Origin of the sequence: Pseudomonas sp. OE 28.3 (genome assembly GCF_014268205.2) — a bacterium.
Taxonomy (GTDB): Bacteria; Pseudomonadota; Gammaproteobacteria; order Pseudomonadales; family Pseudomonadaceae; genus Aquipseudomonas; species Aquipseudomonas edaphica.
In genome coordinates this window covers 1,941,081-1,962,737 of the sequence record NZ_CP077082.1, presented here as the reverse complement: position 1 = coordinate 1,962,737, position 21,657 = coordinate 1,941,081, and the positions used below count along the sequence as shown (strand labels likewise).

The following is a 21,657-nucleotide window of genomic DNA, read 5'->3' as shown; positions in this document are numbered from 1 at the left end:
CAAAAAAGGATGATTGCCAAGCGCAGTTCACTGTATATAATCCCAGTCACTGTATAAAAAGACAGAGCGATCAACATGCTAAAACTGACGCCACGCCAAGCTGAGATTCTGGCTTTTATCAAGCGCTGCCTCGACGACAACGGCTACCCGCCGACGCGAGCGGAAATTGCGCTGGAACTGGGGTTCAAGTCCCCCAACGCCGCCGAAGAACACCTCAAGGCCCTCGCCCGCAAAGGCGCGATCGAGATGACCCCAGGTGCTTCACGCGGTATTCGCATCCCTGGCTTTGAAGCCAAGGCCGACGAATCGACCCTGCCGATCATCGGTCGCGTCGCCGCCGGTGCGCCGATCCTGGCGCAGCAGCACGTCGAAGAGTCCTGCAACATCAACCCGACGTTCTTCCATCCGCGTGCCGACTACCTGTTGCGCGTACACGGCATGAGCATGAAGGACGTGGGCATTTTCGACGGTGATCTGCTGGCTGTCCACACCACTCGCGAAGCCCGTAATGGTCAGATCGTCGTCGCCCGTATCGGCGACGAAGTCACCGTCAAACGCTTCAAGCGCGAAGGCAGCAAGGTCTGGCTTATGGCCGAGAACCCTGAGTTCGCCCCGATTGAAGTGAACCTGAAAGATCAGGACCTGGTGATCGAAGGCTTGAGCGTCGGCGTTATTCGCCGCTAAAGGAGGCACCATGCAACTCGTGCACACCCCACAACACACACAACTGTCGCTGTTCGAGGCCTTTATGGCCCAACCCCTTGCGCCCATTCTCAAGGAAGCGGTCGAGGCCCCTTGGGGCTCCGAACCTGAGGCGTTCAGTGAACTGTCGTTGCGCGGTGCTGCCGGGAGCTGCCTGAGCCTGCTGGCGCCGATCCTTCGAGAATTGAGCGAGGAGCAGGACGCACGCTGGCTGACGCTGATTGCCCCACCCGCCAGCCTGACCCAGGCCTGGCTGCGGGACGCCGGGCTCAACCGTGAGCGCATCCTGCTGCTGCAACCGCGCGGTGCGCAAAGTGCTCAGCAACTGACGTGCGAAGCCTTGCGCCTGGGGCGCAGCCACACGGTGGTGAGCTGGTTGAACCCACTGAATGCAACAGCCAAGCAGCAGCTGATCAGCGCCGCGCGCACGGGCGATGCGCAGAGTTTGAATATTCGATTGGGGTAATGGGATCTGCTGCAGGCCAGCCGTATGGATGGGCTTGTTATGGCAGGCGAGCCTGTTGTGGCAGGTGAGCTTGTTGTGGCGAGCGAGCTTGCTCGCGCTGGGCTGCGCAGCAGCCCCAAAACCAGGCACCGTGGAATACCTGATACAGCGCATTAAATCTATTCAGGGCCGCTTCGCAGCCCAGCGGGAGCAAGCTCCCTCGCCACAGAAGCCCGGTCGTCAGAACACTTCCGACAGCGCGTCATTGCTACTCAGTGAAGCACCCGCGGCCCATCTTCCTTCTCCGGCTCGCCTTCGGCCAGGCGACCAGCCATCTGCACACCAACGCTCAACATGGCTTTTGCCACTTCTACATGTTGGCCCTGCAGGAACACTTTTGCATCTTCGGAAAAATCCAAAATAACCAGAGAACCCTCGTCCTCGGCCCTGCGCAGCTCGATTCGGCCGTCAGGCAACTCTACAATTTCCAGAAAGGACGTTGGCATATAAGTCTGTTCTCCACGAAAGGCCGGGATTATATCAGTCATCCACCCAGCCTCGCTGAGGATCTGAACAGGTTTCTTAACGGCTTGATGAATGGTGCTCTTCGGCAAGACTGCTCTCAATGTGGGAGCTGGCTTGCCTGCGATTACGGTGCATCAGCAAATGGCCGGCAAGCTGACCCAGCCTATCGCAGGCAAGCCAGCTCCCACCTTTGTTCAGCGCAAACCTCTTAACACTCGTTCAAGCCTTCACGAAACCGCAACGCCATCTTCTTCAGCTCCTGGCGCCAGCTTTCCAGCTCTTCGCGGCTCAAGGGCTTGGGCTCATCCTCTCCCAGCGCAACGGCCACGATCAGCGGCTGTGTCACATCACCCTTGGGCACATGGGGAACACGCGGCGGCTGGAACATATCCGCATGCGCTTTGAGCAATCGAGCAACCCAACTGTCGGGGCTCTGCGCCATTTCCACCAGTTCGGCCAGTTCAGGAATCGCCATGCTGTCCAGCACTTCGCGGTTCATGAGCATTTCTGCGCGTGGTGCGCCCGCCTGGGGCAAGCGGTAGAACCCGGCAATTTCATGGCACAGGCCCAGCAAAGCGCCATAGAGGTGGAACAACGCCGCCTCACGCCCGGCCTGGACCAGCGCGATGGCATTCATCTCCTTCCCTTCCTCGGCGCGGCCAAGGGCTTCCAGGGACAAACCCGCGAAGTAAATTTTCTGATTGGTACGGGTATAGAGTTCGTTGGCCATAACGGCAATCTCCACAACGAAATAAGCGTGATGCTGGCTGAACAGTGTCACGGATCAGCCAAGTTTCCTGCAAGCGTAAAAAAAGGCCGCCTTTTCAGGCGGCCTTTGTAGCTGGCAGATCAGCCGATCAAGCGCCCTGGCGCTTGTCCTCGACCTTCCACTTGCCGCCGTCGTAGAAAGCTTTCCAGCCGGTAGGCTTGCCGTCCACTTCGGTCTGCACGTACTGCTCCTTGGTTTTGCGGCTGTAGCGGATCACGGACGGGCGACCGTCGGGATCCTTCTTCGGCGCTTCACACAGGAAGTGGTACTTCGGATCGATCTCGTCCTTGTGCGGCACGATTTCCATCACCAGCGGAGCACGGGTCTCGCGGTTTTTCGGAAACTGGCTGGCCGCCAGGAACAGACCCGAAGCGCCGTCACGCAGGATGTAGGTGTCGTTGACCTTCTCGCACTTGAGTTCAGGCATCTTCACCGGGTCCATCTTCGGCGGCGCCGCGTCACCGCTTTTGAGCAGTTTGCGCGTGTTCTTGCAAGTCGGGTTGGTGCAGCCGAAGAACTTGCCGAAACGACCGGTCTTGAGCTGCATCTCGCTGCCGCACTTGTCGCATTCCAGGCTCGGACCTTCGTAGCCTTTGATGCGGTAGGTGCCCTCTTCGATCTCGTAGCCATTGCAATCCGGGTTGTTACCGCAGATGTGCAACTTATGCTTCTCGTCGAGCAGGTAGGCGTCCATCGCCGTGCTGCAGATCGGGCAACGGTGCTTGCCGCGCAGTACCAGCGACTCGGATTCACCCTCGTCGTCGGCGGCAATCTCATCGCCTGGCACCAGGTTAACGGTGGCCTTGCAGCGCTCTTTCGGCGGCAGGCTGTAGCCCGAGCAACCGAGGAACACACCGGTGGATGCGGTACGAATCTGCATCGGGCGGCCGCACGTCAGGCACGGGATGTCGGTCATCACCGGTTGGTTGGCGCGCATGCCGCTTTCAGGGCTTTCGGCTACTTCGAGTTTCTTTTTGAAGTCGCCGTAGAACTCATCCAGCACGTTTTTCCAGTCGCGTTCGCCCTGCGCCACGTCATCGAGGTTCTCTTCCATGCCGGCGGTGAAGCCGTAATCCATGAGGTTGGAGAAGCTCTCGGACAGGCGTTCGGTGACGATGTCGCCCATCTTTTCCGAGTAGAAACGACGGTTGTGCAGCGCTACGTAGCCACGGTCCTGGATGGTCGAGATGATTGCCGCATAGGTCGAAGGACGACCAATACCGCGTTTTTCCATCTCTTTTACCAGGCTGGCTTCGGAGTAACGCGCCGGCGGCTTGGTGAAGTGCTGGGACGGGTCGAGCTTGATCAGCTTCAACGTGTCGCCCTGGGCCATGTCCGGCAGCACGTCGTCATCGCCTGGCTTGGCGATTTGCGGCATCACGCGGGTATAGCCGTCGAACTTGAGGATACGGCCCTTGGCACGCAGCTCGAAGTCGCCTGCGCCCACGCTGACGGTGGTGGACAGGTATTGCGCCGGCAGCATCTGGCAGGCAAGGAACTGGCGCCAGATCAGCTCGTAGAGGCGCTCAGCATCACGCTCCATGCCGCTCAGCTTGCTTGGCTCGGTGTTGGCGTCGGAAGGACGAATCGCTTCGTGAGCCTCTTGTGCGCCTTCCTTGCTGCTGTAGACGTTCGGCTTTTCCGGCAGGTACTTCTTGCCGAACTCGCTTTCAATATAAGTGCGCGCCATCGCCACCGCGTCTTGCGACAGGTTGGTGGAGTCGGTACGCATATACGTGATGTAGCCGGCTTCATACAAGCGCTGGGCCATCATCATGGTCTTCTTCACGCCAAAGCCCAGGCGGTTGCTCGCGGCCTGTTGCAAGGTGGACGTGATGAACGGCGCCGACGGCTTGCTGCTGGTTGGCTTGTCTTCGCGCTTGACGATGCTGTAGCTGGAAGCCTTGAGCTTCTCCAGCGCGGCCATGGCCTGGGCTTCGTTCAGCGGCTTGAAGGCCTCGCCTTTCTCACGGGCCACTTCAAAGCGCACGTTGGCGCCCTTGGCAGTGCCCAGGTCGGCGTGGACTTCCCAGTATTCTTCGGGGTTGAACGCACGGATCTCACGCTCACGCTCCACCACCAGCTTGACCGCTACCGATTGCACACGGCCGGCGGACAGGCCACGGGCGATTTTCGCCCACAGCAGTGGCGAGACCATGTAACCCACCACGCGGTCGAGGAAACGACGCGCCTGCTGGGCGTTAACACGGTCGATATCCAGCTCACCCGGCTTGGAGAAGGCTTCCTGGATGGCTTTCTTGGTGATTTCGTTGAACACCACACGCTTGTAGCGGCTGTCATCACCGCCGATGGCTTCGCGCAGGTGCCAGGCAATGGCTTCCCCTTCGCGGTCCAAGTCCGTCGCGAGATAGATGGTGTCGGCATCTTTGGCGAGCCGGCGCAGCTCTTCGATGACCTTTTCCTTGCCTGGAAGGATTTCGTACTTGGCCTTCCAGCCGTGATCCGGGTCCACACCCATGCGTGAGACCAGCTGCTTGCGCGCTTTCTCTTTAGGGCTGAGCACCGGACCTTCGCCCGCAGCGGCCTTGCCGCGCTTGGCGGCAGGCTCCTTGCTGGCGCTAGCCGAACCGCTGGTGGGCAGGTCTCGGATATGGCCGATACTCGACTTCACCACGTACTCGTTGCCCAAGTACTTGTTGATGGTCTTGGCCTTAGCCGGGGATTCCACAATGACCAGCGATTTGCCCATGGATCGGAAAATTCCTGAATTCGAGAAGTGAAAGGCAGTTGGCGCCTGTCGCGGCAACGCTATATATAGTGGCAACAAGGTGAGGTCAAGCGCAGCATTCTGCGCGGCCTGCCGTTATTGCCCTGAAAAAAGACTGGGTTCGACCTGCACCAAAGCAAAGCGCGGGACCTGCTCGCCGTCAACTTCGACGGTCTCCAGGAACATGCTCAATGGGCGCACCCAAAAGCCGTAATCGCCATACAGTGCTTGGTAAAACACCACTTCTTCTTCGGTCTCGGAGTGCCGCGCCACATTAAAAACGCGGTACTGCGGGCCCTTATAATGTTGGTAGAGCCCTGGTTCGACTTTCATGCTTTGGCCCTCGTGCAAAATTTGTTGAAAAAAAATATTAAAAATTCCAAAAAACAAAAACCGGGGCACTGGGCCCCGGCTTCCGTCAGCGAAACGTTTAGATACGTTCGAAGACGGTGGAAATGCCTTGGCCGAGACCAATGCACATGGTTGCAACCCCAAGGTTGCCGCCATTTTGCTTCATCACGTTAAGCAAAGTGCCGGAGATACGTGCACCGGAGCAACCGAATGGGTGGCCCAGGGCAATCGCGCCGCCGTGCAGGTTAACCTTCTCGTTCATCTTGTCGAGTACTTTCAAATCTTTCAGCACTGGCAGGGCCTGTGCGGCGAAAGCTTCGTTGAGCTCGAAGAAGTCGATATCGGAGATGGTCAGGCCCGCGCGCTTCAAGGCTTTTTGTGTGGCCGGTACTGGACCATAGCCCATGATTGCCGGGTCCACACCTGCCACTGCCATCGAACGGATCACCGCCATCGGCTGAATGCCCAGGTCCTGGGCACGTTGCGCCGACATCACGATCATGCACGAAGCACCGTCGGTGATTTGCGACGACGTACCGGCTGTCACGGTGCCGCCCTTTGGATTGAAGGCGGGTTTCAAGGCCGCCAGGCTTTCCAGAGTGGTATCCGGACGAATGGTTTCGTCGTAGTCGAACAGTTTGAGGAAACCGTTCTCGTCGTAACCGTTCATCGGGATGATTTCATCCTTGAACTTGCCTTCCACGGTCGCCTTGTGGGCCAACTGGTGGGAGCGCACGCCGAATGCGTCCTGGGCTTCGCGGGTAATGCCGTGCATTTTGCCGAGCATTTCTGCGGTGAGGCCCATCATGCCCGAGGCTTTTGCCGCGTACAGCGACATGTGCGGGTTAGGGTCGACGCCGTGCATCATGCTGACGTGGCCCATGTGCTCCACGCCGCCGACCACGAACACATCGCCGTTGCCGGTCATGATCGCTTGCGCAGCAGTGTGCAGCGCGCTCATCGACGAACCACACAGGCGGCTGACGGTCTGGCCAGCTGCGGTGTGCGGGATCTGGGTCATCAACGACGCCATGCGCGCGATGTTCCAGCCCTGCTCCAGGGTCTGGTTGACGCAGCCCCAGATCACGTCTTCGACTTCGTTAGGGTCGACCTTGACGTTACGCTCCAGCAATTTGCTGATCAGGTGCGCCGACATGTCTTCGGCGCGGGTGTTGCGGTGCATGCCGCCCTTGGAGCGGCCCATTGGCGTGCGACCGAAGTCGACAATCACCACGTCTCTTGGATTCAAGCTCATAAATATTCTCGCTCTAGTCGTCTGGGCGCTTAACCGAAGAAGCTCTGGCCGTTTTTGGCCATTTCACGCAGCTTCGCGGTCGGGTGGTACAGCGGGCCCAAATCAGCGTATTTGTCAGCCAGGGCAACGAACTCAGCCACACCGATCGAGTCGATGTAACGCAGCGCACCACCACGGAATGGAGGGAAACCAATACCGTACACCAGGCCCATATCGGCTTCGGCGGCGGTTTCAACGATGCCGTCTTCCAGGCAACGCACGGTTTCCAGGCACAGGGCGATCATCATCCAGTTGATGATGTCCTCATCGGACACCTCACGCTGCTCGTAGATGACCGGAGCCAGCACTTCGTGAACCGACGGGTCGGCCACTTTCTTCTGCTTGCCCTTCTTGTCAGCCTCGTAGGCGTAGAAGCCTTTGCCGTTTTTCTGGCCCAGGCGCTTGGCCTCGTAGAGCGCGTCGATCGCCGAGCGGCGGTCGTCTTTCATGCGGTCCGGGAAGCCTTCAGCCATCACGTCACGACCGTGGTGGCCCGTGTCGATACCGACCACGTCCATCAGGTACGCCGGGCCCATTGGCCAGCCAAATTTTTCCATAACCTTGTCGATGCGTACGAAGTCCACACCGGCGCTGACCAGCTTGGCGAAACCGCCGAAGTACGGGAACAACACGCGGTTGACCAGGAAGCCCGGGCAGTCATTGACCACGATCGGGTTCTTGCCCATTTTCTTGGCGTAGGCAACGGTGGTGGCAACCGCCAACTCGCTGGACTTCTCGCCACGGATCACTTCCACCAGCGGCATCATGTGTACCGGGTTGAAGAAGTGCATGCCGACGAAGTTTTCCGGACGCTTGAGGGCTTTGGCCAGCAGCGAGATGGAAATGGTCGAAGTGTTCGAGGCCAGGATAGTGTCGTCTTTAACCTGGCCTTCCACTTCAGCCAGTACGGCTTGCTTGACCTTCGGGTTTTCGACTACGGCTTCGACCACCAGGTCGACGTGACCGAAATCGCCGTAGGACAGCGTAGGACGAATGCCGTTAAGCACTTCAGCCATCTTCGCGGCGGTCATGCGACCTTTATCAACGCGGCCCACCAGCAGCTTGGCGGCTTCTGCCAGGCCTTGCTCGATGCCGTGCTCGTTGATGTCTTTCATCAGGATCGGCGTGCCTTTGGACGCCGACTGATAGGCGATACCGCCGCCCATGATACCGGCGCCCAGTACGGCAGCCTGTTTCACGTCGCGGGCGATTTCGTCGTAGGCCTTGGCCTTTTTCTTCAGTTCCTGATCGTTCAGGAACAGGCCGATCAAGCTTTGTGCTGCCGAGGTTTTCGCCAGTTTGACGAAACCTGCCGCTTCCACTTCCAGGGCTTTGTCGCGACCGAAGTTCGCAGCTTTCTGGATGGTCTTGATCGCTTCAACCGGCGCCGGGTAGTTCGGGCCGGCCTGGCCGGCCACAAAACCTTTGGCGGTTTCGAACGACATCATTTGTTCGATGGCGTTGAGCTTGAGTTTTTCCAGCTTCGGCTGACGCTTGGCCTTGTAGTCAAATTCGCCGCTGATGGCGCCTTTGATCAGGTTCAGGGCGGCTTCAGCCAGTTTGTCCGGGGCAACCACGGCATCGACTGCACCGACTTTCAGCGCGTCTTCGGCACGGTTTTCTTTACCGGCGGCGATCCACTCGATCGCGTTGTCAGCACCGATCAGGCGCGGCAGACGCACAGTGCCGCCGAAACCTGGGTAGATGCCCAGTTTGACTTCAGGCAGGCCGATTTTGGCGGTGGCCGACATGACGCGGAAGTCTGCAGCCAGGCACATTTCCAGGCCGCCGCCCAACGCGATGCCATTGATGGCAGCCACGGTTGGCACGTTGAGGTCTTCGAAATCGCTGAAAATCTTGTTGGCTTCGAGGTTGCCGGCCACAAGCTCTGCATCGGGCAGCTTGAAGTTGTCGACGAATTCGGTGATGTCAGCGCCGACGATAAACACGTCCTTGCCGCTGGAGACGATCACGCCCTTGACCGAAGCATCTGCTTTGATGGTGTCTACGGCCTGACGCAGTTCGTTCAGGGTTAGACGGTTGAACTTGTTGACGGACTCACCCTTGAGGTCGAATTTCAGTTCGACGATGCCACTTTCAAGAGCCTTAACCGTGATGGCTTTACCTTCGTAAATCATCAACTGATCTCCACGATATGGAAGCTGAACAGTACACACTGGACGCTGGCCTATTGGTTGGACATTGATAGTTGCCTCAATGCTCATGCCAATCCGCCAGGCACACCCGCCAATGCGCTAGTCGGGGTTCTGTATGAGTCGTCTGACAGACAAACGCTCAATTCATACGCCCGTTTGATTTGGGTACGTCACCTTCATCCAATTCAGGGCAATTGTCAATCGCTCGAAAGGCCAGGAAAAACGCGACTTTCCAGTCAGTTCAGAACTCCACGCCCACGCCTGCGCCCTGTCAATATTCAAATATTCACAGAATCAATAATAAAAAAGATGTGGGAAAAGGCTGTACAGAATCGGATATGCCGCTAGGCTTGCGACAACCGCAAAGCGCCCCGTGATGAACACCCGGCGCGAGGAACACAGAATTACCGGCCTGCCTGGCCAACTCCAGCCCGATGATGATGTCGGGCTTTTTAATGCCAGTCTTTTAACGCTAATGGCGTCATGCCAGGGCCTTGAGCAGCGTATCGATGTCCTTCAGCACACTGGCCTCACCCTTCTCGCCCCAATACAGGGCGATCATTTGCTTGTCGGCCTCGACCTTGTAGACGTTGGCCGGCAACGTCGCAAAATGCGGCAACAACTTTTCATCCTCACACACTTCACGCCATTGATTGACCCATACGCCTGGCGACATTTGCCAATAACTCCACAGGGCCGGCGTGCTGCCGCGCCGTGGCCTGCAGTACTGCGCGCAGGGGCTCGGCGGCTCTTGCGCAAGCCAGTGCGGCCACTCCTGTGGCGCCAATTGCATGGCCAAACCGATGCGGCGCGCCTCCATGCGCAGGGCCATGCGCCCGCTCTGATGGCGCGACGGGCGCAGCCAGGCCAGGGGGCTAAGAACCACCAGAAGGATTGACACCACTATCCAGACCGTCATATGTGTACTCCCGAATTTCTAGATGCGCGGATTTGAGCTGACGCAACCCCATCCGCTTGAAACCAGCCATACTGAACTTATTGCAGTCTCCTGGAGGAACGCGCCATGCCCAACGAATATTCCTACAAACATATCCTGGTCGCGGTCGATCTGACCGAAGAGTGCGACCCGGTTATCAAGCGCGCTCAGGCTTCAGCAATCGCCAACGGCGCCAAGCTGTCACTCGTGCATATCGTCGAGCCCATGGCCATGGCCTTTGGTGGCGACGTACCCATGGACCTTTCCCAGTTGCAGCAACAGCAGTTTGACCAGGCCAAAGAGCGCCTGGACCGTTTGATTCTCAAGTACCCGCACTTGAAAAAGGAAGACTGCCACCTCACCTACGGCCAACCGCGCCAGGAAATCCATCACCTGGCCAAAGAGCAGAACTGCGACCTGATCGTGGTCGGCAGCCATGGTCGTCATGGCCTGGCGTTGTTGCTGGGTTCTACCGCCAATGACGTGCTGCACGGCGCGCCGTGTGATGTGCTGGCGGTGAAGCTGGTAAAAAGCTCGTAAGGCCGATGAAGATCTAATGTGGGAGCTGGCTTGCCTGCGATGCAGGCACCTCGGTGCTTCAGGCAGACCGAGGTGAGGCTATCGCAGGCAAGCCAGCTCCCACATTTCGAATCGCATTTCATATAAAAAGCCCGGCGATCATACCGATGAGCGCCGGGCTTTTTTATGGCGTGCGAATCAATCAGGCATCCAGCTCAGCCCAACGCTCCATCAGCACTTCCAGCTCCTGGTTCAACGTTTCCAGGGAAGCAATCACCTTGGCGGTTTCCGCCGCCGGGCGCAGGTAGAAACCCGCGTCAGCCATGTCTGCTTCTACCGCAGCGATCTGCTGTTCCTTGGCGTCGATATCACCCGGCAAGGCTTCCAGCTCGCGTTGCAGCTTGTAGCTGAGCTTCTTCTTGGCCGCCGGTGCAGCTTCCGCAACCGGTGCAGCAGCAGCGGCCACAGGCGCCACGACTGCCGAGGTCAGGTCGGCCTTGCCGGACTTGCTCTCGGTCACGCCCAGCAGGCGCGGCGAGCCGCCCTGACGGATCCAGTCCTGGTAACCACCGACGTATTCACGCACCTTGCCTTCACCTTCGAAGACCAGGGTGCTGGTCACCACGTTGTCGAGGAATGCCCGGTCGTGGCTGACCATCAGCACGGTGCCGTTGAAGGTCAGCAAAACCTCTTCCAGCAGCTCGAGGGTTTCCACGTCGAGGTCGTTGGTCGGTTCGTCGAGTACCAGCAGGTTGGACGGCTTGCTGAACAGCTTGGCCAGCAGCAGGCGCGCACGCTCACCACCGGACAGGGCTTTGACTGGCGTACGCGCACGCTGCGGGCTGAACAGGAAGTCGCCCAGGTAGCTCAGCACGTGGCGGCTCTGACCGTCGATGTCGATAAAGTCGCGGCCTTCGGCAACGTTGTCGATCACGGTCTTTTCCAGGTCCAACTGATGGCGCAACTGGTCGAAGTAGGCCACGTCGATGCGCGTGCCTTCTTCCACGGTGCCGCTGGTCGGTTGCAGGCCATTGAGCATCAGTTTGAGCAAGGTGGTCTTGCCGGTGCCGTTGGCGCCCAGCAGGCCGATACGGTCGCCGCGCTGCAGGACCATCGAGAAGTCCTTGATCAGGAACGGGCCATCCGGGTGGTGGAAGCTGACATTCTCCAGCACCATCACCTGCTTGCCCGACTTGTCGGCGGTGTCCAGCTGGATATTGGCCTTGCCGGTGCGCTCGCGGCGCTCACTGCGCTCAACACGCAGGGCTTTGAGGGCGCGTACACGGCCTTCGTTACGGGTGCGACGGGCCTTGATGCCCTGGCGGATCCAGACTTCTTCCTGGGCCAGCTTCTTGTCGAACAGCGCGTTGGCGGTTTCTTCAGCGGCCAGCGAGGCTTCTTTGTGTACCAGGAAGCTGGCGTAGTCGCCGTTCCAGTCGATCAGGCCGCCACGGTCCAGTTCGAGGATGCGCGTGGCCAGGTTTTGCAGGAAGGAGCGGTCGTGCGTGATGAACAGCACGGCGCCCTGGAAATCCTTGAGGGCTTCTTCGAGCCAGGCGATAGCGCCGATGTCCAGGTGGTTGGTTGGTTCGTCGAGCAGCAGCAGGTCGGGCTCGGACACCAGCGCCTGGGCCAGCAACACGCGACGGCGCCAGCCACCGGACAACTCGGCGAGGGTCTTGTCGGCGGGCAGTTGCAGGCGGCTCAGGGTGCTGTCGACCAGCTGCTGCAAACGCCAGCCGTCACGGGCTTCGAGGTCTTGCTGGACGTGCATGAGCTTGTCCAGGTCGGCTTCGGTGACGCAGTTCTGCGCCAGGTGATGGTACTGCGCGAGCAACTCGCCAACGCCGTCGAGGCCTTCGGCAACCACGTCGAACACTGTCCGTCCGTCGGCCACCGGCAATTCCTGCGGCAATTCGCCGATCTTGAGGCCCGGCGCGCGCCATACAGAGCCGTCATCGGGCTTCTGGTCGCCTTTTACCAGCTTCATCATGCTGGACTTGCCGGTGCCGTTGCGGCCGATGATGCACACCCGCTCACCACGGGCGATCTGCCAGGACACCTTGTCCAACAACGGCATAGCGCCGAAAGCAAGGGACACATCGCTGAATTTGAGCAGGGTCATACGCTTCTCCAAAAACTGGGCGCGCATTCTACCTGACTTGAGGGTGGGATGCGGCCGGCATTTTTGCCACAGACACGTTCTGTAGGACATTTACGGTGAACTGCTGCCAGCCGGCCGGCAAAGCTTTCGCCAGCCGCTGGCAAAAGGCTAAGCTAGGGGCAATCAGTGTCGGCGGTGCCGGTGCTAGTCGTGATTTCTCTGCACGGACGTCTCATGCGCAGTCGCCTTTTCAACTTTTTATCTTGTCTGCTTCTTTCCGCCACCGCCGTTCAATCCGCCCAGGCCGTGGACCTCACCACCCAACGTCAGTATTACGATGAAGCCAAACGCGCCCTCGCCAAAGGCGACAGCGGCCCGTATATGCAATACAGCCAGGCCCTGGCCGACTACCCGCTCACGCCGTACCTGGCCTACGACGAGCTGACCGCGCGCCTCAAAACCGCGAGCAACGAGGAAATCGAACAGTTCCTCGCCAAAAACGGCGACCTGCCCCAGGCCAACTGGATGAAACTGCGTTGGTTGCGCTGGCTGGCCGACCGTGGTGACTGGCAAACCTTCGAAAAGTACTACGACGCCAAGCTCAATTTCGTCGAACTGGACTGCCTGCATGGCCAGTACCAGCTGACGCACAACCTCAAAGCCGAAGGCTACAAGACCACCGAAAAACTCTGGATGACCGGCAAATCCCAGCCGGCCGCCTGTGACGCCACCTTTGGCCAGTGGGCCGCCGATGGCCAACTCACCGAACAGAAAATCTGGGACCGCGCCAAGCTCGCCGCCGAAGCCCGCAACTACGCATTGGCCAACAGCCTGGTGAAAACCCTGCCAACCCTTGGCGCCCAAGGCCGCTTGATGATCGACGTGGCGCAAAAGCCCGACATGCTCAGCGACCCGTCGCGCTTCCTGCCGGCCAACGAGGCCATGTCTGACGCTGTGGGCCTGGGCCTGCGCCGCCTGGCACGCCAGGACCCGGACAAGGCCATGGCCCTGCTCGACGGCTATGCCAGCAGCATGCACTTCTCCCGTGACGAAAAAGTGTCGATCGCCCGCGAAATCGGCCTGACCCTCGCGCGCCGCTACGACCCACGCGCCCTGGACGTGATGACCAAGTACGACCCCGAGCTGCGTGACAACACCGTCTCCGAATGGCGCCTGCGCCTGCTGTTGCGCCTGGCTCGCTGGGAAGATGCCTACCAGTTGACCCGCAAACTCCCGCAAGACCTGGCCACCACCAACCGCTGGCGCTACTGGCAGGCGCGTAGCCTGGAACTGGCCGAGCCGAAGAACCCGCAGCCGCTGGTGCTGTACAAAAACCTTGCGCAGGAACGTGATTTCTACGGGTTCCTCGCGGCTGATCGCTCCAAAGCGCCCTACCAGTTGAAAAACAAACCGTTGGTGATGAGCCAGGCGCTGATCAACAAAGTGCGCAACACCCCCGGTGTGCGCCGCGCGATGGAGTTCTATGCACGCGGCCAGATTGTCGATGGCCGCCGCGAGTGGTACCACGTCAGCCGTCACTTCAACCGCGATGAAATGGTCGCCCAGGCCAAGCTGGCCTACGACATGAAGTGGTACTTCCCGGCGATCCGCACCATCAGCCAGGCGCAGTACTGGGATGACCTGGATATTCGTTTCCCGATGGCACACCGCGACACGCTGGTACGCGAAGCCAAGGTGCGTGGCCTGCATTCAAGCTGGGTGTTCGCCATCACCCGCCAGGAAAGTGCCTTCATGGACGACGCGCGCTCCGGCGTCGGCGCCAGTGGCCTGATGCAACTGATGCCCGGCACTGCCAAAGAAACCGCACGTAAATTCAGCATCCCACTGGCCTCCCCGGCCCAGGTGCTGGACCCGGACAAAAACATCCAGCTCGGCGCCGCCTACCTGAGCCAGGTACACAGCCAATTCAACGGCAACCGCGTACTCGCCTCCGCCGCCTACAACGCCGGCCCCGGCCGTGTGCGCCAGTGGCTGCGCGGTGCCGACCACCTGAGTTTCGATGTGTGGGTGGAAAGCATCCCGTTCGACGAAACCCGCCAGTATGTGCAGAACGTGCTGTCTTATTCGGTGATCTACGGGCAGAAACTCAATTCACCGCAGCCGCTGGTGGATTGGCATGAGCGGTATTTTGATGATCAGTAAGACTGACTGAAGTGCGATCAGCAGGCTTGCTGTGGCCAACAGGTTTCATTTGGCCACCAGGCTTGTTGTGGCGAGCAGCCTTGTTGTGGCGAGCAGGCTTGCCCTGCGCTGGAGTGCGAAGCGCTCCCTATTCAGCCCCGCCACGGTGTAACTGATAGACCGAGTCGGCAAGTTTTGGGGCTGCTACGCAGCCCAACGCGGGGCAAGCCCGCTCTCCACAACAAACCTGCTCAGCCTACTAGCCTGCTCACCCGACTAGCCTGCCTGCCACACTAGCCCGCTCGCCACATAGATCAAGCTAGCCTTCGTTTTTCACAACCTCACCGCCATCACTGAACTGCAACGCCGCTAACCGTGCATACAACGGATTACTCGCAATCAACTGTTGATGCGTACCCACTGCCACCAGCTTGCCCTGGTCCATCACCGCAATCCGGTCGGCGTTCTTCACTGTGGCCAACCGATGCGCAATCACCAGCGTGGTGCGGCCCTGCATCAGTTGCGGCAAGGCTTGCTGTATCAAATGCTCACTCTGCGCATCCAGGGCGCTGGTGGCTTCGTCCAGCAGCAGGATCGGCGCATCCACCAGCAACGCGCGGGCGATGGCCAGGCGTTGGCGTTGGCCGCCGGACAGGCCCATACCGCCGTCGCCCAGATGGGTCTGGTAGCCATCGGGCATTTGCAGGATGAAGTCATGGGCGTGGGCGATGCGTGCCGCGGCTTCGACCTGTTCGCGGGTGGCGGACGGGTTGCCATAACGGATGTTTTCTTCAACGCTGCCGAAGAACAGCGCCGGGCTCTGGGAAACCAGCGCGAAATGACGGCGCAGGTCCATTGGCTCGAGTTCGGTCAGCGGGTGGCCCTCAAGCAGGATGCGGCCTTGCTGCGGATCGTAAAAGCGCAGCAGCAAATCAAAGATCGTCGATTTACCCGCGCCGGATGGGCCGACCAACGCCAGGGTTTCACCGGGGTTGATGCTCAGGCTCAAACCGTCAATGGCGTAGCTGTGCGGCCGCGACGGGTAGGAAAAACGCAAGTCTTGCAGTTCCATACGACCGCTGACCCGCTCCGGCAACTGCACGCTGCCTTCGGCGGGTGCCTGGATGTCATTGCTCGACTGCAACAGTTCGCCAATCCGCTCAGCGGCACCGGCGGCACGTTGCAGCTCACCGAGCACTTCGCTCAGAGTACCAACCGCACTGCCGACGATCAGGCTGTAAAACACGAACGCCGCCAGTTCACCGCCGGAAATCCGCCCACTGATCACATCCATACCGCCCACCCACAGCATCACCCCCACCGCGCCGAGCACCAGCATGATCACCAGTGTAATCAGCCAGGCGCGCTGCGCGATGCGTTTACGCGCCGTGGCAAACGCCTCTTCCACGGTGATGGCAAAGCGCTGTTCGTCCTGCACCTGGTGGTTATAGGCCTGCACGGTCTTGATCTGGCCAAGCGTCTCCGACACGTAACTGCCCACATCGGCAATACGGTCCTGGCTCAGCCGCGACAGGCTGCGCACGCGGCGACCGAAGATCAGGATCGGCGCCAGCACCAGCGGCAGCGCCACCACCACGATGCTGGTGAGCTTGGGGTTGGTGACAAACAACAGCACGATGCCGCCGATCACCATCAAGGCGTTGCGCAGGAACAGCGACAGCGACGAGCCGATCACCGATTGCAGCAACGTGGTGTCGGTGGTCAGCCGCGACTGGATTTCCGAACTGCGGTTGTTCTCGTAAAAGCCTGGGTGCAGGTAGATCAGATGATTGAAGACTTGCCGACGAATGTCCGCCACCACCCGTTCGCCGATCCACGACACCAGGTAAAACCGCGCAAACGTACCCACGGCCAGGCCCAGCACCAGCACCATGAACAGGCCAATGGACTGGTTGAGCAGGTGCGGCGACTGGGTCATGAACCCCTGGTCCACCAGCAGGCGAATGCCCTGCCCCATGGACAAGGTGATGCCCGCAGTGACGATGAGTGCCAACAAAGCACCCAGTGCCTGCCAGCGGTACGGCGCGATAAAGCGGCTGGCCAGGCGAATGGCACGGCGTTGACGGACTGAGAACATGGCGGGCATACCGATGAGGAACCTGTACACCAACATTGGGGGAACTTAGCTAAATAACAATGCGTCAGGTTAATTATGCCCGCCGATGTTGATGCCTAGAGGCTATCGGTCTAACGCCTGGGTGGAAATTTGTATCGGTTTCTGTTGGACTGGGCGTTCGAAGCGGTGATCGTGTAAGCAGTTGTAATAGCGCGGTCACGCGCAGGTATTAGATTAGGCACACAACCTGATGAGGAGACAGGCCATGACCTTGCAAAACAGCAGTGACGCCAAAATTGAAGTGATTCGCCAGCCGCAGCACCTGCCTTGCTCGTATATCGACGCCAAGGGCCGCGAAGTGCAGATTACCGAAGAAATGATCCAGCAAGCGTGCAGCGACCTGGAACAGCGACTGGTCAAACCTGCCAAGCAAGGCTGACGCGCCCACGCTCTTTCAGACCCGGCCTTGATGGCCGGGTTTTTTATGCCTGTTTTTTGTGGTCCGCCTTTTGTGGCGAGGGAGCTTGCTCCCGCTGGGCCGGGCTGGCGCTCCAGTGCGCAGCGCCCCTGAAAGCCTGCGACTGCTGCGCAGTCGAACGGGAGCAAGCTCCCTCGCCACAGGCGTAACAGTCCTATAAAGGCATGGCGCCCAATGCAGTGACGATGTTCGACAACACTGCCGACTCGCCATTGATCCGCACCTTCAAGCCATCTATCTCGCGACGCTCCGGGTAATGCTTGCGCAGCAGGTCGAACGCCTTGCGTTGCTCTTCCACGGTTCCCACAAGGCTGCGGCGCAAATCCGCATCATCGCGGCGCGGGTCGTACACACTGCGGCACAAGGTCGCCAGCGCCCAGGCCGGGTCTGTCGATGCATTCAAGTGCACCTCGGCCAGCCATGGCTGCGGCAACAAATCACTCAACTGGATACTGGGTTCCTGGCCCATATGGGCGCACAAAGCCTGGTAGATCTGCGCGGTGCCACGCTGTTTGCCGTCGAGGCTGTAGCCGGCGATATGCGGTGTGGCCAGCACGCACAGGTCGGCCAGGTCGACGTCCACTTCGGGCTCGCCTTCCCACACGTCCAGCACGGCTTGCAGGTCTTCGCGCTCCAGCAGTACTTCGCGTAAGGCCGCGTTATCGACGACAGGGCCGCGACTGGCGTTGATCAGCCAGGTGCCGGGCTTGAGGCGACCAAGGCGTTCACGATCAAACAGGTGCCAGGTGGAGCCGTTACCAGACTTGGTCAGCGGCGTGTGCAGGCTGATCACATCGCACTGCTCGATAATCTGCTGCAGGCTGACGTAATCACCGTCTTCGGCAATCTGGCGCGGCGGGTCGCACACCAGCACGTTCCAACCCAGACCTTTAAGCACCTTGACCAGGCGCCCGCCCACTTCACCGGCACCGACGATGCCATAAGTGCGCTGGTTCAGGTCGGCGCCTTCGATTTCGGCCAGGGTCTGCAAACTGCCCAGCACGTAGTCCACCACACCGCGGGCATTGCAGCCTGGGGCGCTGGACCAGGTGATACCGGCCTGTTTGAAGTAATCCAGGTCCAGGTGATCGGTGCCAATGGTGCAGGTGCCCACAAAGCGCACTTGAGTGCCGTCCAACAAGGCACGATTGACGTTTGTTACCGAGCGCACCAGCAGCACATCGGCCTGCTCGACCGTGGCGCGGTCGATGGAACGCCCGGGTACGCGGCGAATCTCGCCAAACCCTTCAAAAAAGGCATCGAGCAGCGGGATATTTTCGTCGGCAATAATCAGCATGGCAGGCTCCTTTCGCGGACCAGCAGTGTACAGGGATGCGTAGTTCGAGTGTGGGAGCTGGCCAGCTCCCACATGGGCCAGTTCCCACAGGGGTTTATCCTCTACCGGGAAAGCGCATTACAAATCAGCAACACAGGTTTTTTCCTGACCACAGCGTCAACGCGTAGACTTCGCCGTCCTTTGCAACTCTTTTACTGGACAACCGCACTTGAACACCGCCACCCTCTCCCGCCCCGCCCGCGTCAGTCGCGAGGTGCGCAGCCTGCTGACCCTGGCCCTGCCGATCATGATCGGCCAACTCGCCACCACGGCCATGGGCTTTGTCGATGCGGTGATGGCCGGGCGCGTGAGCCCGCGAGACCTGGCGGCGGTGGCCTTGGGCAACTCGATCTGGATTCCGGTATACCTGCTGATGACCGGCACGCTGCTGGCCACCACGCCCAAAGTCGCCCAGCGCTTCGGCGCCGGTCACCACACCGAGATTGGCCCGCTGGTGCGCCAATCCCTGTGGCTGGCAGTGGTGGTGGGCATCACTGCCCTGCTGATGCTGATCAGCGCCGAGCCGATCCTGCACGCGATGAATGTCGACCCCGAGCTGATCAAACCCTGCATGGCCTACCTGCACGGCATCGCGTCCGGCATGCCCGCCATCGCCCTGTATTACGTGTTGCGTTGCTTCAGTGATGGCCTGGGCCGTACGCGCCCCAGCATGGTCATGGGCCTGTGCGGGCTGGCGTTGAATATTCCACTGAACTACGTGTTCATTTATGGCCACTTCGGTGTGCCGGCCATGGGCGGCGTGGGCTGTGGCTGGGCTACAGCCATTGTGATGTGGGTGATGATGCTCGGCCTCGCCGCCTGGACCCGCTGGGCACCGGCGTACCAGAGCAGCGAGTTGTTCAAGCGTTTCGACTGGCCGCAATGGGCCGTGATCAAGCGCGTGCTGGGCATCGGCCTGCCGATCGGGATCGCGGTGTTTGCCGAATCGAGCATCTTTGCGGTGATCGCCCTGCTGATCGGCAGCCTGGGCGCCAACGTGGTCGCCGGGCACCAGATCGCGCTGAACTTCAGCTCGCTGGTGTTTATGATCCCCTATTCGCTGAGCATGGCGGTCACGGTGCGGGTCGGCCAGGCATTGGGCCGTGGCGAGCCGCGTGAAGCACGCTTTGCCGCCGGGGTCGGCATGGGCACGGCACTGACCTACGCGTGCCTGTCCTGCAGCCTGATGCTGCTGTTTCGCGAACAGATTGCCACGATTTACACGCCTGACCCGCGGGTGATCCACGTGGCATCGATGCTGATCGTGTTTGCGGCGCTGTTCCAGTTCTCCGACGCGATCCAGGTCACCGCGGCCGGCGCGCTGCGTGGCTACCAGGACACACGGGTGACCATGGTGCTGACCTTGTTTGCTTACTGGGGCGTGGGGTTGCCGGTGGGTTATGCCCTGGGGCTGACCGATTGGTTGGGCGCAGCGAGTGGGCCGAGTGGGCTGTGGCAAGGGCTGATCGTGGGCTTGAGCTGCGCCGCGGCGATGCTGGTGATCCGCCTGGCACGCAGCGCGCGCCGGCGGATTCGCCTGGTTTAAGCGGACTTCTTGCGAATCCAGTACAGGTATTTGCCGGCGTGTTCCTGCTGATCCACCAGTTCGTGGTCCAGGAACACACAGAACTTGGGAATATCGCGGCGGGTCGACGGGTCGGTGGCGATCACCTTGAGCAAGCCGCCCGGCGGCAGGTCGCGGATGTGCTGGTGCAACATCATCACTGGCTCCGGGCAGTTGAGGCCGGTGGCGTCGAGGGTGCCGTCGACAGGCAATTCAATACTCATAATCACTCCTGAAACTGGCCCGCTCCAGTGTGGGAGCGGGCTGCCCGCGATGACCGGGGCACATTCAACATAGATTTCAACCGTTATACCGCTATCGCAGACAAGCCAGCTCCCACATTGGGTTTCAGCGACCTTTAGGTTTTTTTGCATCAACCAGCCGACGCAGGTGGCAAGTCACTTCCTCTCGGTCGTGATACAGCTGCTTGCAGCCGATTTCCACCCGAATACCACGAGCCTTGAAGCCGTCTTCGATGCGCTCAAGCAAACGCTTTACCTCAGCATAACGCTGCTTCATCGGCAGTTTGAGGTTCACCACCGCTTCGCGGCAATGCCCTTCGCCAATCCAGGTTTCCAGCAGCGCGGCGTTACGTGCCGGTTTCTCGACGATATCGCAGACCATCCAGTCCACCGGCTGCTTGGGCACGAAGGTAAAACCGTCGGCCATCAAATGCTGCACCAGGCCGGTGTCCATCAGGCTTTCGGCCATGGGGCCGTTGTCGATGGCGGTCACCAGCATGCCACGGTTGACCAGTTGCCAGGTCCAGCCGCCCGGCGCGGCGCCGAGGTCGACGCCGGTCATGTCGCCATGCAGGCGCTCGTCCCACTGGTCGCGGGGGATGAAGTGGTGCCAGGCCTCTTCAAGCTTCAAGGTCGAACGGCTTGGCGCGTCACGCGGGAACTTGAGGCGTGGGATGCCCATCGGCCACATCGCCGAGTTGTTCGACTCGGCCAGGCCCATGAACACTTCGCGACCGCTTTTGAAGGTCAACAGCAGGCGCGGCTTGCTCGGGTCGTCCACCAGCTTGCCGGCGTTGAGCAAGGCTTTGCGCAGGTGCACTTCAAATTTCTTGCAGAAGTTCGACAGCTCTTTGCCGTCGTTGGTGTCGACCATCTCCAGCCACAGGCTGCCGCACACCGGGAATTCGCGCAGGTGGGCGAGGATCACGCTGATGCGGTCGGTTTCCGGCAGGTCGATGAATACCCCGCGCGCCCACTGCCTTGGGAAGATCAGCTCGGCAAAGCGCTGGCCGTGCATGAGGCGCTGGGCGCCGTCTTCTTCGGTGCAGACAAATTCGGCGCAGGCGCTGCCGGTCTTGGCCTTGGCGTAGCCGGAAACGTTCAGGCGCGCGGCGTGTTCCGCGATCTCGGAACAGACTTCGCCTTCAAAACCCGGGCGGCAGTGCATAAAAAGGGTGTTCATCAACTCTCCTGGTGACTCAACCGGCCTTGCGCTATCGCAATACCTGTCATGAAAACGCGCGCATGATAGCCGAGTTCGGAACCTTGGACTTAACGATAGAGTCCA

18 protein-coding genes are annotated in these 21,657 nt (G+C 60.1%); 6 read left to right on the top strand and 12 right to left on the bottom strand.

All coding sequences use genetic code 11. The annotated features are described in order from the left end of the window. The first annotated feature begins 75 nt into the window (after positions 1 to 75). Together lexA and sulA are read left to right on the top strand one after the other, a co-directional pair. Positions 76 to 684 (top strand): transcriptional repressor LexA, encoded by a 609-nt coding sequence (gene lexA, locus HU759_RS08885; protein WP_017137423.1) that lies wholly within the window; start codon positions 76 to 78, stop codon positions 682 to 684. 10 nt (positions 685 to 694) lie between these two features. Then, a complete protein-coding gene (gene sulA / locus HU759_RS08880; RefSeq protein ID WP_170038815.1) occupies positions 695 to 1,168 on the top strand; it encodes an SOS-induced cell division inhibitor SulA in 474 nt (157 codons plus the stop codon). Between the two features lie 251 nt (positions 1,169 to 1,419). Here sulA and HU759_RS08875 read toward each other — a convergent pair whose 3' ends face one another. The 7 genes from HU759_RS08875 to HU759_RS08845 form a co-directional block, all read right to left on the bottom strand. Then, a complete protein-coding gene (locus tag HU759_RS08875; RefSeq protein ID WP_010212068.1) occupies positions 1,420 to 1,653 on the bottom strand; it encodes a hypothetical protein in 234 nt (77 codons plus the stop codon). A gap of 227 nt (positions 1,654 to 1,880) precedes the next feature. Further along, complete coding sequence (locus tag HU759_RS08870; RefSeq protein ID WP_026013729.1) at positions 1,881 to 2,402, bottom strand: DUF6586 family protein; 522 nt, start codon at positions 2,400 to 2,402, stop codon at positions 1,881 to 1,883. Between the two features lie 127 nt (positions 2,403 to 2,529). Beyond that, positions 2,530 to 5,151, bottom strand: coding sequence for a type I DNA topoisomerase (gene topA, locus HU759_RS08865; RefSeq protein ID WP_099548675.1), 2,622 nt, complete (start codon positions 5,149 to 5,151; stop codon positions 2,530 to 2,532). A gap of 114 nt (positions 5,152 to 5,265) precedes the next feature. Then, positions 5,266 to 5,502, bottom strand: a complete 237-nt coding sequence (locus tag HU759_RS08860) for a DUF1653 domain-containing protein (protein ID WP_017137419.1) — start codon at positions 5,500 to 5,502, stop codon at positions 5,266 to 5,268. A 97-nt stretch (positions 5,503 to 5,599) separates the two neighbouring features. Continuing rightward, positions 5,600 to 6,775, bottom strand: a complete 1,176-nt coding sequence (gene fadA / locus HU759_RS08855) for an acetyl-CoA C-acyltransferase FadA (RefSeq protein WP_017137418.1) — start codon at positions 6,773 to 6,775, stop codon at positions 5,600 to 5,602. A 29-nt stretch (positions 6,776 to 6,804) separates the two neighbouring features. Further along, positions 6,805 to 8,952, bottom strand: coding sequence for a fatty acid oxidation complex subunit alpha FadB (gene fadB / locus HU759_RS08850; protein ID WP_099548674.1), 2,148 nt, complete (start codon positions 8,950 to 8,952; stop codon positions 6,805 to 6,807). 499 nt (positions 8,953 to 9,451) lie between these two features. Then, a complete protein-coding gene (locus tag HU759_RS08845; RefSeq protein ID WP_017137416.1) occupies positions 9,452 to 9,889 on the bottom strand; it encodes a hypothetical protein in 438 nt (145 codons plus the stop codon). Positions 9,890 to 9,994: 105 nt separating this feature from the next. On the opposite strand from HU759_RS08845, the gene HU759_RS08840 reads away from it, so the two are divergent. Then, the gene (locus HU759_RS08840; protein WP_170038813.1) at positions 9,995 to 10,447 is read left to right on the top strand and encodes a universal stress protein; all 453 of its coding nucleotides are present in this window, start codon (positions 9,995 to 9,997) and stop codon (positions 10,445 to 10,447) included. Positions 10,448 to 10,628: 181 nt separating this feature from the next. Here the strand turns inward: HU759_RS08840 and HU759_RS08835 are convergent, their stop codons facing one another. Then, on the bottom strand, positions 10,629 to 12,551 hold the full coding sequence (locus HU759_RS08835; RefSeq protein ID WP_017137414.1) for an ATP-binding cassette domain-containing protein: 1,923 nt from the start codon (positions 12,549 to 12,551) through the stop codon (positions 10,629 to 10,631). A 213-nt stretch (positions 12,552 to 12,764) separates the two neighbouring features. Between HU759_RS08835 and HU759_RS08830 the strand changes: the two genes are divergently transcribed. Continuing rightward, on the top strand, positions 12,765 to 14,693 hold the full coding sequence (locus HU759_RS08830; protein WP_017137413.1) for a transglycosylase SLT domain-containing protein: 1,929 nt from the start codon (positions 12,765 to 12,767) through the stop codon (positions 14,691 to 14,693). Positions 14,694 to 14,991: 298 nt separating this feature from the next. On the opposite strand, the gene HU759_RS08825 is transcribed toward HU759_RS08830, so the two are convergent. Further along, a complete protein-coding gene (locus HU759_RS08825; RefSeq protein WP_170038811.1) occupies positions 14,992 to 16,779 on the bottom strand; it encodes an ABC transporter transmembrane domain-containing protein in 1,788 nt (595 codons plus the stop codon). A gap of 235 nt (positions 16,780 to 17,014) precedes the next feature. Between HU759_RS08825 and HU759_RS08820 the strand changes: the two genes are divergently transcribed. Next, on the top strand, positions 17,015 to 17,188 hold the full coding sequence (locus HU759_RS08820; RefSeq protein ID WP_017137411.1) for a PA1571 family protein: 174 nt from the start codon (positions 17,015 to 17,017) through the stop codon (positions 17,186 to 17,188). A 193-nt stretch (positions 17,189 to 17,381) separates the two neighbouring features. Here HU759_RS08820 and pdxB read toward each other — a convergent pair whose 3' ends face one another. Further along, complete coding sequence (pdxB, locus tag HU759_RS08815) at positions 17,382 to 18,524, bottom strand: 4-phosphoerythronate dehydrogenase PdxB (RefSeq protein WP_170038800.1); 1,143 nt, start codon at positions 18,522 to 18,524, stop codon at positions 17,382 to 17,384. 208 nt (positions 18,525 to 18,732) lie between these two features. On the opposite strand from pdxB, the gene HU759_RS08810 reads away from it, so the two are divergent. Then, positions 18,733 to 20,109, top strand: a complete 1,377-nt coding sequence (locus tag HU759_RS08810; protein ID WP_186617504.1) for an MATE family efflux transporter — start codon at positions 18,733 to 18,735, stop codon at positions 20,107 to 20,109. Here HU759_RS08810 and tusA read toward each other — a convergent pair. Together tusA and rlmM are read right to left on the bottom strand one after the other, a co-directional pair. Continuing rightward, entirely contained in the window at positions 20,106 to 20,351 is a 246-nt protein-coding gene (gene tusA / locus HU759_RS08805; RefSeq protein WP_017137408.1) for a sulfurtransferase TusA, read from the bottom strand. The two genes, HU759_RS08810 and tusA, sit on opposite strands and share 4 nt — an antisense overlap. 124 nt (positions 20,352 to 20,475) lie before the next feature. Then, the gene (rlmM, locus tag HU759_RS08800; RefSeq protein ID WP_017137407.1) at positions 20,476 to 21,552 is read right to left on the bottom strand and encodes a 23S rRNA (cytidine(2498)-2'-O)-methyltransferase RlmM; all 1,077 of its coding nucleotides are present in this window, start codon (positions 21,550 to 21,552) and stop codon (positions 20,476 to 20,478) included. Positions 21,553 to 21,657 lie beyond the last annotated feature (105 nt).